Source organism: Amycolatopsis sp. lyj-109, assembly GCF_046548995.1.
In the GTDB taxonomy this organism is placed as follows: domain Bacteria; phylum Actinomycetota; class Actinomycetes; order Mycobacteriales; family Pseudonocardiaceae; genus Amycolatopsis.
This window is the reverse complement of the sequence record NZ_JAJPWR010000023.1, coordinates 39,838-53,436: the sequence shown is the minus strand read 5'-3', so window position 1 is coordinate 53,436 and position 13,599 is coordinate 39,838. Positions and strand designations below refer to the sequence as shown.

Annotated in this window: 12 protein-coding genes; 8 read left to right on the top strand and 4 right to left on the bottom strand. The window is 71.2% G+C overall.

The annotated features are described in order from the left end of the window. Positions 1 to 38: 38 nt before the first annotated feature. Positions 39 to 2,606 (bottom strand): aminopeptidase N, encoded by a 2,568-nt coding sequence (gene pepN, locus ACLJQF_RS37800; protein ID WP_410615144.1) that lies wholly within the window; start codon positions 2,604 to 2,606, stop codon positions 39 to 41. A 153-nt stretch (positions 2,607 to 2,759) separates the two neighbouring features. On the opposite strand from pepN, the gene ACLJQF_RS37795 reads away from it, so the two are divergent. Beyond that, complete coding sequence (locus tag ACLJQF_RS37795; protein ID WP_410615087.1) at positions 2,760 to 3,380, top strand: DsbA family protein; 621 nt, start codon at positions 2,760 to 2,762, stop codon at positions 3,378 to 3,380. A gap of 40 nt (positions 3,381 to 3,420) precedes the next feature. Here the strand turns inward: ACLJQF_RS37795 and ACLJQF_RS37790 are convergent, their stop codons facing one another. Further along, positions 3,421 to 4,230 carry an MBL fold metallo-hydrolase gene (locus tag ACLJQF_RS37790; RefSeq protein WP_410615086.1) on the bottom strand — a complete coding sequence of 270 codons (810 nt, stop codon included), beginning with the start codon at positions 4,228 to 4,230 and terminating at the stop codon, positions 3,421 to 3,423. Then, positions 4,227 to 4,949: a 2-phosphosulfolactate phosphatase gene (locus tag ACLJQF_RS37785; protein WP_410615085.1), complete on the bottom strand. Its 723-nt coding sequence runs from the start codon at positions 4,947 to 4,949 to the stop codon at positions 4,227 to 4,229. The genes ACLJQF_RS37790 and ACLJQF_RS37785 overlap by 4 nt, the downstream gene beginning before the upstream one ends. A gap of 45 nt (positions 4,950 to 4,994) precedes the next feature. Between ACLJQF_RS37785 and ACLJQF_RS37780 the strand changes: the two genes are divergently transcribed. Both ACLJQF_RS37780 and ACLJQF_RS37775 read left to right on the top strand, forming a co-directional pair. Next, on the top strand, positions 4,995 to 5,468 hold the full coding sequence (locus ACLJQF_RS37780; RefSeq protein WP_410615084.1) for a ribose-5-phosphate isomerase: 474 nt from the start codon (positions 4,995 to 4,997) through the stop codon (positions 5,466 to 5,468). Beyond that, the gene (locus ACLJQF_RS37775; RefSeq protein WP_410615083.1) at positions 5,468 to 6,277 is read left to right on the top strand and encodes an Fpg/Nei family DNA glycosylase; all 810 of its coding nucleotides are present in this window, start codon (positions 5,468 to 5,470) and stop codon (positions 6,275 to 6,277) included. Before ACLJQF_RS37780 ends, ACLJQF_RS37775 begins: the two co-directional genes overlap by 1 nt. 107 nt (positions 6,278 to 6,384) lie before the next feature. On the opposite strand, the gene ACLJQF_RS37770 is transcribed toward ACLJQF_RS37775, so the two are convergent. Continuing rightward, the gene (locus ACLJQF_RS37770; RefSeq protein WP_410615082.1) at positions 6,385 to 7,197 is read right to left on the bottom strand and encodes a hypothetical protein; all 813 of its coding nucleotides are present in this window, start codon (positions 7,195 to 7,197) and stop codon (positions 6,385 to 6,387) included. A 145-nt stretch (positions 7,198 to 7,342) separates the two neighbouring features. On the opposite strand from ACLJQF_RS37770, the gene ACLJQF_RS37765 reads away from it, so the two are divergent. The 5 genes from ACLJQF_RS37765 (at position 7,343) to ACLJQF_RS37745 (ending at position 13,378) form a co-directional block, all read left to right on the top strand. Further along, positions 7,343 to 8,218 (top strand): TIGR03619 family F420-dependent LLM class oxidoreductase, encoded by an 876-nt coding sequence (locus tag ACLJQF_RS37765; protein ID WP_410615081.1) that lies wholly within the window; start codon positions 7,343 to 7,345, stop codon positions 8,216 to 8,218. 5 nt (positions 8,219 to 8,223) lie between these two features. Next, positions 8,224 to 8,670: a nuclear transport factor 2 family protein gene (locus ACLJQF_RS37760; RefSeq protein WP_410615080.1), complete on the top strand. Its 447-nt coding sequence runs from the start codon at positions 8,224 to 8,226 to the stop codon at positions 8,668 to 8,670. A 91-nt stretch (positions 8,671 to 8,761) separates the two neighbouring features. Continuing rightward, positions 8,762 to 9,358 (top strand): TetR family transcriptional regulator, encoded by a 597-nt coding sequence (locus ACLJQF_RS37755; RefSeq protein WP_410615079.1) that lies wholly within the window; start codon positions 8,762 to 8,764, stop codon positions 9,356 to 9,358. Between the two features lie 12 nt (positions 9,359 to 9,370). After that, the gene (locus ACLJQF_RS37750; RefSeq protein ID WP_410615078.1) at positions 9,371 to 9,859 is read left to right on the top strand and encodes a hypothetical protein; all 489 of its coding nucleotides are present in this window, start codon (positions 9,371 to 9,373) and stop codon (positions 9,857 to 9,859) included. A gap of 666 nt (positions 9,860 to 10,525) precedes the next feature. Continuing rightward, positions 10,526 to 13,378: an AAA family ATPase gene (locus tag ACLJQF_RS37745; protein WP_410615077.1), complete on the top strand. Its 2,853-nt coding sequence runs from the start codon at positions 10,526 to 10,528 to the stop codon at positions 13,376 to 13,378. Positions 13,379 to 13,599: the final 221 nt, after the last annotated feature.

The window sequence follows — 13,599 nt, the reverse complement described above, 5'->3', positions numbered from 1 at the left end:
CCGGGGAGTGCGGGGCCTTTTCAGGTCCGCGCTTGCGGTCAGGCTTGCGCGTCGAAGTCCCGCGCGGCCAAGGCGCGGACGATCCCCGCCCGCCCCTCGGAAACCAGCCGGCGCAGGGCCTGCGGGTGCTCGCCCGCCAGCCACTCGTCCGAAGCCGTCACCGTCTCGGGGCCGACCGCCCAGGACGGGTACAGCCCGATCGCGATCGGCTGCGCCCGCTCGCTCGAGCGTCGCTGCCACACCTCGTCGATCACCTCGAAGTACTTCGCCACGTACGACCCCAGCAGCGCCTTCTGCCCCGGGTGCGAGAAGCCCGAGATCAGCGAGTCGCTGACCGCGTTGGGCAGCTCGTCGTCGTGCACCGCGCGCTCCCACGCGTCCGCCTTGGCCTCCGTCGTCGGGCGCAACGCGCGAGCGCGCTCTGCCTGGCGACGGCCCGTCGCCGTGTTGTCGCGGGCCAGTTCCGCGTCGATCTCCGGCGCGGCCGCCTTGTCGTGGGCCACCAGCGCGTGCAACAGCCGCCAGCGCAGGTCCGTGTCCACCGTGAGACCCGGCAGCGGGGCCGACTCGTCCAGCCAGCCCGCCAGCACGTCCAGCGTGGCGGCGTCCAGCACCGACCCGGCCAGCGAGTTGACGAACGCCAGCTGGTGGTCCGAACCGGGCTCGGCAGCCCGGACCAGCTCCAGCAGCCGCGTGGTGAAGGCCGGCCAGCCCGTCGAGGCCGCCCACTCCTGCTCCGCGTACGAGTTCAGCGCCGTCTGGGCCTGCAGTAGCAGCCGCTGGACCACACCGACCTCGGTCTCCGTGTGGATGCCGCGCTGCACCAGCGTGACGAAGTCGCGGGCCTTCAGCTCGGCTTCGCGGGTCATCTCCCACGCCGCCGACCAGCACAGCGTGCGCGGCAGCGGCTCGGTGATGTCGGCGACGCGGTCGATCAGCGTGGTCAGCGACGCCGGGTCGAGGCGCATCGTGCAGTACGTCAGGTCGTCGTCGTTGACCAGGACCAGCCTGCCCGCGGGCAGGCCGACCAGGTCCGGCACCTCGGTGCGCTCGCCGTCGACGTCCAGCTCGACCCGCTGCGTCCGGACGATCTTGCCCGAGCCGTCCTCGTCGTAGATCCCGACGGCGACGCGGTGCGTGCGCAGCTCACCGGCGCCCGGCTTCGCCCCCGACTGCACGACGGCGAACGACGTGAACTTGCCGTCGGCGCCGACCTCGTAGCGCGGGCTCAGCGAGTTCAGCCCGGTGGTCTCCAGCCACTGCGCGCTCCACCACGACAGGTCGCGCCCGGACGCCTCCTCCAGCGCGCCCAGCAGGTCCGCCAGCGTCGCGTTGCCCCAGGCGTGCTTGCCGAAGTACACCTTGAGGCCGTCGAGGAAGTGGTCCAGACCGACGTAGGCGACGAGCTGTTTGAGCACGCTCGCGCCCTTGGCGTAGGTGATGCCGTCGAAGTTGACCTCGACCGCGTGCAGGTCGACGATGTCGGCCGCGATCGGGTGCGTCGAGGGCAGCTGGTCCTGCCGGTAGGCCCACGACTTCTCGATGTTCGCGAAGCTGGTCCACGCGTTCTTGTACTCGGTCGCCTCGCCCTGGGCCAGGACGCTCGCGAAGGTCGCGAACGACTCGTTCAGCCACAGGTCGTCCCACCAGCGCATGGTGACCAGGTCGCCGAACCACATGTGCGCCATCTCGTGCAGCAGCGTCTCGGCGCGCCGCTCGTAGGCGTAGCGGGTGACGCGGCTGCGGAAGACGTAGTCCTCCAGGAACGTCACCGCGCCGGCGTTCTCCATCGCGCCCGCGTTGAACTCCGGCACGAACAGCTGGTCGTACTTGGAGAACGGGTAGGGCGTGCCGAACTTCTCGTGGTAGAAGCCGAAGCCCTGCTTGGTCTCGGTGAAGAGGCGATCGGCGTCCATGTGCTCGGCCAGCGACGCGCGGCAGTAGATGCCGAGCGGGATGGTCTTGTGGTCGTCGGTGTACTCGTCGTGCCATTCGGCGTACGGGCCGGCGACCAGCGCGACGAGGTACGTCGAGATCCGCTCGGACACCTTGAACACCGTGCGGACGGCGCCTTCCGGCGTCTCTTCGGCGGACTCCACGATGGCGTTGGAGACGACCTTCCAGTCCTTCGGCGCGATCACCGTGAGCCGGTAGACCGACTTCAGGTCGGGCTGGTCGAAGCAGGCGAACATGCGCTTGGCGTCCGCCGTCTCGAACTGCGTGTACAGGTAGACGCCGTCGTCGACCGGGTCGACGAACCGGTGCAGGCCTTCGCCGGTGTTCATGTACCGGCAGTCCGCGGTCACGGTGAGCTCGTTGGACTCGGCCAGCCCGGCCAGCGCGATGCCCTTGTCTTCGACGTATGCGCTGACGTCGACGTCCGCGCCGTTCAGGGTGGCCGAGTGCACGCGGTCGGCGACGATGTCGACCCACGTCGATTCGCCGGCCCGGGCGCTCGAGAACCGGACGGTCGTCGTCGACGCGAAGGTCTTCTCCCCGGGTCCGCCGTGGCCGTCGGTCAGATCGAGCTCGATGTCGTAACCGGTGACTTCGAGCAGATCCGCGCGCAGCTTGGCTTGGTCGCGGGTCAGGTTGGGGGCGGGCACAGGCACCTCTGGTCGTTGGTATCGGTTTTCAACTCCCCGCATCCAATCATGGGGACGGGGTGGTGGGCGATAAGGGAACAACCCCGCGTTTCCCGGTGTTGGCCCGTCGTGTGGGGGTCCGCCCACATCGAGACGTGACTCAGGAGTGCCCCGATGACCGCTGCCGAGCAGCCCACGAAGGTCGATTTCTACTTCGACCCGATCTGCCCGTTCGCGTGGATCACCTCCCGCTGGATCCTGGAGGTGGAGAAGCACCGCAACCTGGACCTGAACTTCCGGATCATGAGCCTGTCGGTGCTCAACGACGGCCGGGACGAGCTGCCCGAGCAGTACAAGGAGCTGCTGGCGAAGGGCTGGGGCCCGGTGCGCGTGGCCGTGGCGCTTTCCCAGCTCAAGGGCGAAGAGGTGCTGCGGGAGTACTACACCGAGTTCGGCACCCGCTACCACAACCAGGGCATCAAGGACTACGACGCGGTGATCAAGGAGGCCCTCGCGGCGATCGGCGCGCCGGCCGAGCTGGCCGACGCCGCCCACTCGACCGAGTACGACGAGGCGCTGAAGAAGAGCCACCACGAGGGCATGGACCCGGTCGGCCAGGACGTCGGCACCCCGACGATCCACATCGACGGCGTGGCGTTCTTCGGCCCGGTCCTGACCTCGATCCCGCGTGGCGAAGACGCGCTGAAGGTGTTCGACGGCGCGGTGGCGCTGGCGAGCTACCCGGACTTCTTCGAGCTCAAGCGCACCCGGACGGGCGAGCTCAACTTCGACTGACGGGAAAGGGGGCACTTTCACGTGAAAGTGCCCCCTTCCGTCAGGGGGTGGCGAGGGCGGCCAGGGTGACGTCGCCGGGGTAGCGGGAGGCTGCCACGGCGGCCACCTCGGTCGTCTCGCCGCGGCCCACCCCCGCCTTCAGCGTGATCAGCTCGTGCAGGCCGTCGCGGTGGTAGCGGACGAACTCCGCGTCGACCGGTTCGCCGTGGCCGGGCACGACCACGCGGGGGGCCAGCGCGAGGATCGCGTCGAGGGCGTCCGGCCACGCGGTCAGGTCGGTCTCGTCGCTGAACGAGCCCGTGGTGAACCCGGACTCGGCGTGCTCGACGACGTCGCCGGCGAAGACGACCGCCGCGTCCGGGACGTGCACCACCAGGTCGTGGCCGGTGTGCGCGGGGCCGGGGTGGAGCAGCACCGCCGTGCGGCCGCCCAGGTCGAGCTCGACGCGGTCGGTGAGCGTGCGGTCCGGGGCCGTGATGGTCGTGCGCGCGATCGCCTCGGCGATCTCCGGCTTGCCCTCGCCGCGGTAGTGGGCCATCCACGAAGCACGGGTGGCTTCGGTGTCCCCGGACAGCTCGGCCGCGCAGCGCTCGTGCGCCCAGACCTCGCACGGCAGGAACGCCTCGGTGCCCCAGGTGTGGTCGAAGTGCGCGTGCGTGTACGCCACGGCCCACGGCAGCGGCGTGATCTCCCGGATCGCCGCGGCGAGCTCCGCGCCCTGTTCCACGTCGCCGCGCGTGTCGACGACCAGGCAGCGTTCGGTGCCGACGACCAGCCCGACGGTCAGGTCCAGCTCCTCGTAACGGCGTGCGTGCACGCCCTCGGCGACCTCGATCCAGCGGCCGGTCATGCGAGTATCCCTTCGTTCAGGACGGGAGCGGCATCGCTCACGTCGGATTGGGCGGCCAGGGCGACGTCGCCGCCGTGGCCGGATTCGATCAGTTCGCGCCCGGACACGCAGGTCGTCACCGCCGTGACGTCGACGGACCGCGCGGCGAGCGCCGCTTCGGCGGACAGCGAAAGGCCGAGCGCGGCCAGTGCGGCGGCGATCGCGCCGGCGCCCAGCTGGTCCTCGACGCACGGCCGCAGCGGCCCGGACGTTTCGCCCTGGCCGAAAATGTTCACTCCCCAGCGTTCCCCGGCCGCGATCAGCCCGATCGGGCCGCCCGCCTCGGCGGCCTTCGCGGCGACGGCGGAGGCGTTGCGCAGACAACCCGCGAGCACCTGCGCGCCGGTCGCCGCGGCGGCGTCGCACAGCGTCGCGCCGTTGGGCGAGGGGAGCGCCAGGAGGGTCCCCGGAGGGATTTCCGTCACAGAAGACGGCCGCAGGGTGAATTCGCCTTCGCCCGCGATGACCGCGCCGGCCGCGCGCGCCCGGGCGACGCCGCGTTCGTCGCGCCACCGGACCGGCAGCACGCGCCCACCGCGGCCGACCACCAGATCCGTGGTGGTGCCGAAGGAAAGCACGTCGACCACCACCAGCACCGCACATTCGCGACCGAGGGCGGCGACTCCTTCGGCACCCCAGTCGAGGCGCACGTCGCTGCCGGTCTGCTCCCAGATCCCCACCCCCGGAGCATGCCCGAAACCGGCCGTGGTGGCAGACTCCTGACCGTGCGTGTCTATTTGGGATCCGACCATGCCGGTTTCGAGCTGAAGAACCACCTGGTGGCTCACCTGGAGAAGCAGGGCCACGAGGTGACCGACATCGGCCCGCACGTCTACGACGCGGCCGACGACTACCCGGCGTTCTGCGTCGAGACGGCGCTGCGCGTGGTGGCCGACGACGGCAGCCGCGGCATCGTCGTCGGCGGCTCGGGCAACGGCGAGCAGATCGCCGCCAACAAGGTCCCCGGTGCCCGCGCCGGCCTGGCCTGGAGCGTCGAGACCGCGAAGCTGTGCCGGGAGCACAACCACGCCCAGCTGATCGGCGTCGGCGCCCGGATGCACACCGCGGAGGAAGCCGTCGAGATCGTCGAGGCGTTCCTGGCGACGGAGGTCTCGCCGGAGGAGCGGCACGCCCGCCGCGTGCAGCAACTGCTCGACTACGAGCGCACCGGGACCCCGCCGGCGTTGCCGGAGGCCTGATGCCCGAAGGGCACACGCTCCACCGGCTCGCGCGGCTGCACAAGCGCCGGTTTTCCGGCGCGCCGGTCGCGGTGAGCAGCCCGCAGGGCCGGTTCACCGCCGAAGCGTCCCGTTTGGACGGTCGGGTGTTCGTCGGCGCCGAGGCGTACGGCAAGCACCTCTTCCACGACTACGGCCCGCACGGCATCGTGCACATCCACCTCGGGCTCTACGGCATCTTCGGCGAATCCCCGCTGCCCGCGCCCGAACCGGTGGGCCAGGTCCGGCTGCGGCTGGCCGGCCGGACACATTGGACGGACCTGCGCGGGCCCACCCGCTGTGAACTGCTGGCCCCCGAACAGGCCGACGCGATCAAGGCCCGGCTCGGTCCCGACCCGCTGCGCCGCGACGCGAAACCCGAGCTGGCCTGGGCGCGCATTTCGCGGTCCAGGACGTCGATCGCGGCGCTGCTGATGGACCAGGCGGTGCTCGCGGGGGTCGGCAACGTCTACCGCGCCGAGGTGCTGTTCCGCCACGGCGTCGCGCCGCTGACGCCGGGCCGCGCGCTGGACCGCGCGTTGTGGGACGAGATGTGGGCCGACCTGGTGACCCTGATGCGCGACGGCGTCCGCGTCGGCCGCATCGACACCGTCCGGCCGGAGCACCTGCCGGAGGCAATGGGCCGCGCGGCCCGGGTGGACCGCCACGGCGGCGAGGTCTACGTCTATCGCCGCGCCGGCGAGCCGTGCCTGATCTGCGGGACGCCGGTGGCGAACTCCGAACTGGTGGGCCGCAACCTCTACTGGTGCCCTCGCTGCCAGCCGGCCTGACCGTCCGAAGCGCCCCAATGTGGCCTTCGGTGCGTCTGACGCACCCAAGGCGGCCTTCGGTGCGTCAGACGCAACCAAGGCCGCCTTGGGGCGCTTGAAGCCGGGGGTCAGAAGTCGAAGCCGCCCCCGTCGAAGCCTCCGCCGTCGAACCCGCCTCCGTCGAAGCCGCCGCCGCCCCAGTCGCCGCCGCCGTCGCCACCGTCGCCACCGAAGTCGCCGCCGCCGTCACCGCCGTCGCCGCCCGCGTCACCGGAGTCGAGCGCGTCCTGCTGGCCCGCGTCGTAGCCGGACTCCCAGGCCGAGGCGCTGGCGATGCCGCCCATGCCGGAGAACATCGCGCTGAACAGGAACATCGACCCGAGGCCCCAGGCACCGGCGACGAGCGCGGGCTTCCACCACGGCTCGCTGTACCAGCCCTGCGGCACCGGACGGCCCGCGACGCGGCCGCCGGGGTAGTAGTACGGCGTGTCCTGGCCGGCGTCGGGGGACGCGGCGTAGTGCTGGCCCTCGACGTCGACGTCCCGGCGCTCGGTGACCTTGCCGGCGCGCTCGCGCTCGGCTTCCTCCGGCAACTGCGGGCCGGGGTCCATGCCCATCGCGACGCGCGCGGCGCGGACGTAGTAGAGGCCTTCGACGGCGGTGTCCTTCACCAGCCGGGCCTGCTCGATCGTGCGGGCCTGCTCCATCTGGGAGCCGGCCGCGTTGTAGCGCTCGGCCGCGTCGGCCATCGCCTGCTGCGACGCGGTGTCCGTGCCGTTGAGGTTGAGGACCTGGCCGCCGAGCCGCTCGACCAGGCGCCGGGCGTCGGCCTTGGCGTCATCCAGCTCCCGCTGCCGGGCCGCGGCGCGCTGCCGCGAGAAATAGAGGCCGCCACCGACGATCACGACGACGAGCACGATCAGGAAGATCGCGGTGCCCATGGACCACTCCCAGAAGTTCGGGGCTCGGTGACCGGTGGTCACCTTTGAAACGGACAACGCGGACGCTACGCGCTGGGTTCCCGCCGAGTGATCAGGCCCACCGCGAGGCCTGGCCGAAGAAACTAGAACACGTTATAGTTCGGCCATGAAGTTCACCCTGTCGATCGCGATGAACCCCCTCGATCAGCTGGGCGAGCTCGCCCGGGCCGCCGAAGAGGCCGGCTTCGCCTCCATCGCCCTGCCCGACTCGCTCTTCTACGCCGAGACGGTGGACACGGACTACCCGTACACCCCCGACGGCAGCCGGTTCTGGACCGGGGAGACGCCCTGGGTGGACCCGCTCGTCGCGACCGCGTCGATGGGCGCGGTGACCAGCCGGATCCACTTCTACACGTCGGTGCTCAAACTCGGCTCGCGCAACCCGGTGCTGCTGGCCCGCCAGGTCGGCTCGGCGGCGGTGCTCACCGGCGGCCGGTTCGGCCTCGGGCTCGGCGTCGGCTGGCTGCCCCAGGAGTTCGAGTACTGCGGCGTGCCGTTCGAGCGGCGCGGCAAGCGCGTCGACGAGGCCATCGACGTGCTGCGGCTGATCCTCGGCGGCGGGATGGTCGAGTACCACGGCGAGTTCTACGACTTCGACAAGATCCAGATGAGCCCGGCGCCGCCGTCGCGGGTGCCGTTCTACATCGGCGGCCACACCGAAGTCGCGCTGAAGCGCGCCGCGCGGGTTTCCGACGGCTGGTCGTCGGCGATGATGAAGCTCGACGACCTGCGCTCCACCATCGCCCGGCTGAAGGAGCTGCTGGCCGAGCAGGGCCGTGCCGACGACCCGTTCGAGTACCAGGCGGTCTGCATCGACGCCTTCGGCCTGGACGGCTACCGCGCGCAGGCCGAAGCCGGCGTCACCGACGTGATCACCATGCCGTGGGTGTTCGACGGCGTCGGGTTCGACGCCCCCATCGAGCCGAAGCTCGACGCGATCCGCAAGTTCGGGGCCGAGATCATCGCGAAGTTCGAGGAGTGACTCCCATGGGCGTGCAGGTCAGCTGGGACACGGCGGCGGAGCAGCCGCCCGCGCGGCGCGCGGCGTTCGCGTCGATGACGGCGGTGACGGCGGGCGACAAGGAGGGCTGGCTGGCCCTGTTCGCCCCGGACGCGGTGGTCGAGGACCCGGTCGGCCCGTCGTTCTTCGACGAGGCGGGCAAGGGCCACCACGGCCGCGAGGGGATCAGCGCGTTCTGGGACAAGACGATCGCCAACGTCGAAAGCTTCGAGTTCACCATCCGCGACTCCCACGCGGGCGGCGACGAGGTGGCCAACGTCGGCACGATCACGACGTTCCTCCCGGGCGGCTACCGCGTCGACACCGACGGGGTGTTCGTCTACCGCGTCGGTGAGGACGGGCTGATCCGGTCGGTGCGGGCGTTCTGGGAGACCGAGCGCGCGATGGCGACCGCGCGGCAGGTGGACGCCTAGTCCGCTCCCGCTCCGACACGTACCGCAACCGCCCGGTTGCGGAAAGAGCGCATTCTGGCGATTGTTTGCTCAGCCGTGCTACTTTTTGCTCATGCAAGCAAAAACGTTCACCGAGAACGCCCGGCGGGCGCAGATCGTCCGCGCGGCGATCGAGACCATCGGTGAACTGGGGTATGCGAAGGCTTCGTTCGGGCAGATCGCGAAACGCGCCGGGCTGAGCAGCACCGGCATGATCTCCTACCACTTCGACGGCAAGGCCGACCTGATCGCCGAAGTCGTCCGGGACGTGCTGGCCACGAGCCTCGCCTACATGCGGGAGCGGATCGACGCGGTGTCCGGGCCGGCGGCGGAGCTGCGGGTCTACATCGAGTCGAACCTGGCGTTCGTCGCCGAGCACCCGGTCGAACTCACCGCGCTGCTCGACTGCCTGCGGCACGGCGGTGGCGGCGCCACCACCGCGGGCAACGACGACTGGTACCACGGCGCCGTCGACGTCCTGGAATCCTGCCTGCGCGACGGGCAGCGCACCGGCGACTTCGGCCGGTTCGACCCGCGCGTCATGGCGATCACCATCCGCCAGGCGATCGACGGCATCCACACCGAACTGATCCGGCGTCCCGCCACCGACGTCGACGCCTATGCCGCCGAGCTCGTCGCCATCGTCGAACGGGCCACCGCGACCGACTGAACTGGGGAAACCATGGCCACCTCGAACACCTCCGGGCGCGCACTGCGGCCGATCATCGCCCTGCTGTACCTGAACCTGCTGATCAGCGTCGCGTTCGCGGTGCTCACCTTCCTGCACAAGGACGGCATCCTCGACTACCAGGTGCTGCACTGGGAGTCGACCGGCCAGGCGAACCCGGCCGACCGGGCCGGAACGCGCTCGTCGCTGGAGAGCGTGCTGTGGATCCGCCCGGTGTCGGTGCTGGTCATCGCGATCGTCTACGTCCGGCTGGCGGGGCGGCTCAAGCTCGGCCGCCGCCGCACCTACGTCCGGCTGATGATCATCACCGTGCTCGGGCTGGCCGGCCTGGTGTACCTCGTGGCCGCGGCCGAGTTCCCGAACTGGATGCGGGCCGGCCAGGCGGGTCAGGCGCTGGTGCTGCTCGTGCTGTTCCTGCTGTTGTGCACGAAGAGCGTCCGCGGGTACTTCACGAAGCAGGGCCGCGTCCCCGAGAAGGTCTGAGACCGGGATCGGATTTTCGTTCACATTTTGTTTCCCGGGGCTTATTACGCGACGCCGGAAAATAATCAGGTTCCCCGGAAGTAAACGTTACTCAACAGCATCGCTCACCCGAATGCCCGAGTGCGGGAGCGGTGACTTCAACTGTGAGTGGAGCGCGGGTTCGTGCAGCTTCCGCCCGCTGTCCGGGGTGCCGGTGCTCGCCTTGGTGGAACGGGACCAATTGGACATCACTTGCGCGGCGAACCCCTGTTGTGCCTCGTTGCGGCACGTAGGGGCAGGTGGTAGCTTCTGATCGTTATCTCCTCGCGGTGAACCGGGCGATCAGGGCAGTAATCGTCCACTGGGAACCGTGCGGATCTGGGGTCTGGGGAAAGGTTGTCCGATGAACGTTTACCGCGGTCCTTCATAAGGGACGCCGAATAACACTTTGCCGCCGGCTCGTGCGCGAGTCGTCGGAGTTCGTCATCACCAGGCACTCGTCGGGGAGCGGTCTGCCGGGTTGATCGACCGTGAAGCATTGCGGGCGACGGCAGTTTGTTCGCCGCGCGCGCGGCTGTGCTGGTGATTCACGGAGAATTCCGGATTCGGCCCGTCTGGGGTGGGCCGAATCTGGGTCGTGGATCAGCCAATCCACCACGCAACGAATTCCTGGGGGCAGTACCCGTCATGCTCATCGAACGTGATTTCGAAACGGCGACGCTGAGTCAGATGCTCGCCGACACCCACTCCGGGGCCGGCGGTGTCGGCCTCGTCCTCGGCCCGGTCGCCAGCGGCAAGACCGCGCTGCTGGAGACCTTCGGCCGGCAGGCGGCGGCGACCGGCGCGGTCGTGCTGTCCGCGTCCGGCGCCCGGTCGGAAACGGCCGTCGGGCTCGGTGTCGTTTCGCAGCTGGTCCACACGCCGGGTGTCCGCGCGGACATCGCGGACCAGGTGTCGGCGTACGTGGAGGACGCCGAGGCCGACGCGACGCTGCTGGACAGCCGGTTCCTGCACCGCCTCTCCGGCGCGGTGATCGGCTGGTCGGCCGAGAGCCCGCTGGTGATCTGCGTCGACGACGCCCACCACGCCGATCCCGCGTCGCTGCAGTTCCTGCAGCACATGGCCCGGCGCATCCGGCCGGCCCGGGTGCTCGTGCTGCTCGCCGAGCGGGCCGATCCGGGCGAACGGCGCCCGGTCCGCCACGTCGACCTGATGCGGCGGCCGCACTGCCGCCAGCTGCGGCTGGCGCCGTTGTCCCGCAACGGCGTCGGCGTCCTGCTGGCCGGCAAGCTCGACGAGGGCCGGGCCCACGCACTGGCCGCGCGGTGCTTCGCGGTCAGCGGCGGCAACCCGCTGCTGGCCACCGCGCTGGTGCACGACACCCGGGCGGCCGGCACCGGCGAGGTCGTCGCGGGGGCCGCCTACCGGCACGCGGTGCTCAGCTGCCTGCACTCCAGCGAGCCGCGGGCGCTCGAACTCGCCCGGGCGCTGGCCGTCCTCGGCGACGACGAGCAGTCGCAGATCGCGCTGGCCGGCGGCATGGTCTCCTTCGCGCCGGCCACCACCGAGCCGGTGCGCCGGGCGCTGGAATCGGCCGGCGTGCTCGACGGGCACCGGTTCCGGCACGCCGAAGCCCGCGTCGCGGTGCTCGAGGAGCTCGACCCCGGGGTCCGGGCCGCGTTGCACGGCCAGGCCGCCCGCCTGCTGTTCGACCAGGGTGCCCGCCCGACCGCCATCGCCGCCCACGTGGTGGCGGGGAACCTGGACGAGCCGTGGACCGAGCACCTGCTGTCCGAGGCGTCGGAGGCGGCGCTGCTCGAGGACGACGTCGAACTGGCCCGCGCCTGCATCGCGCTGGCCAGCCGCTGCTGCACCGACGACCGCGACCGGGCGATCGCCAAGGCGTCGCTGGCCGACATCGAATGGCGGACCACCCCGGCGAAGGCGATGCGCCGGCTGCCGGAGCTGGTGCACGCGACCCGCGCCGGGCACCTGCCCGGCATCCGGGTCGTCGGCATCTTCGAGTTCCTGCTCTGGTTCGGCCGGGTCGACGAGGCCGTGGAGATCGCGAAGGCGTTCGGCGACCTCGTCGACTGCCGGGATCGCCGCACCCGCGGCGAGCTGCTGACGCTCGATTCGTGGCTGGCCAGCTCGGTGCCGGGGATGCGGCACCTGATCGAGCCGATGCTCGCCACGATCACCGGCGACCCGTCGTCGCCGCAGCTCGGGCTCGCGGTCAACTCGCAGCTGAAGGCGATCGACGCGCTGACCGGCACGGTCCGCGAAGGCCCGTCCGAGGCCGCCGTGCTCGACGCCGAGCAGGTGCTCGAAGGCACCCGGATGACCGACATCACCCTGCGGCACCTGGTGTTCGCGGCGACGGTGCTGATCTACGCCGAACGGCTCGACAAGGCCGCCACCTGGTCGGATCACCTGATGGCGCAGGCCGCCGGCCGCCCGGCCCCGACCTGGCAGGCGTCGCTGGCGGAACTGCGCGCGGAGGTCGCGCTGCGGCAGGGCGACCTGCCGCTCGCGGCCCGCAACGCGAAGATCGCGCTGACGAAGATGACCCCGGAGGCGTGGGGCATCGGGGTGGGCGCGCCACTGGCGACCCTGCTGGCCGCGCTGACCGAGATGGGGCGGCTCGACGAGGCGGCCGAGCTGCTCAACCAGCCGGTGCCGGACGCGCTCGGCGAGACCCGGTTCGGCCTGCACTACCTGCACGCGCGCGGCCACTACTACCTCGCGACGGGCCGGCTGCCGACGGCGCTGAACGACTTCCTCGCCTGCGGGGAGCAGATGGCCCGCTGGAACCTGGACCAGCCGTCCCTCGTGCCGTGGCGCTCCAGTGCCGCGGAGGTCTACCTGAAGCTGGGTGACCGCGAGAAGGCGCGTGAGCTCGCCGAGGCACAGGCGGCCATGCTCGGCCCGGGCTGTGGCGACCGCACCCGCGGCATCACCCTGCGGACACTGGCGCTGGTGGCCGACCCGGCACGGCGGCCGAAGGTGATGCAGGCCGCGGTGGACGTGCTCGAGAAGTCCGGCGCCAAGGTGGAACTGGCCCGGGCGCTGGCCGAGCTGAGCCGGGCGGGCGGAGAAGCCGCCACGGCGCGCACGGCCGACCGGGACGCCCGGGTGCTGGCCAAGGAATGCGGCGCGGAGCTGCTGCGGAAGACGTTCCTCGATGGCGGGGCGGACGACGTGGTGGTCTCCCTCCGCCGCCCGGTCGTCCCGGCCGACGTCAAGCTCCTGACCGACGCCGAGCAGCGGGTCGGCTGGCTCGCCGCGCGGGGCCTCACCAACCGGGAGATCGCCGGCCAGCTCTACATCACCGTCAGCACCGTGGAGCAGCACCTGACGCGGGTGTACCGCAAGCTGAGCGTCAGCCGGCGCCGCGACCTGGCGTCGGAGCCGCAGCTGCGGGTGCCGGAGCCGCAGGAGCGGCTGCCGGGCGTGCCCCGGCAGCCGGTGGCGGTCAACCACCGCGCGCCGGTCCCGCCGGTGCGCCGTCCACTGAGGCCGGTGCCGCCGGTCCGCTGACGCCGGTGCTGTCCAGGAGCCGGGATCCCGTGCGGGGTCCCGGCTCCTTCGTTCGCCGGGGGCCCCTAGGCGCGCCCCTAGGTTTCCCCGCGGGGCCACTGACTTGGCGCCGGATTCATTGACAATGAATCGGCGTCCCGCGAGCGTGGACGTCGTTGCCGGGCACCGGTTTCGGCGTGATCTTCGCGGCGGCGAGGTGCCCCGGAGCTGCTCGCACGGCG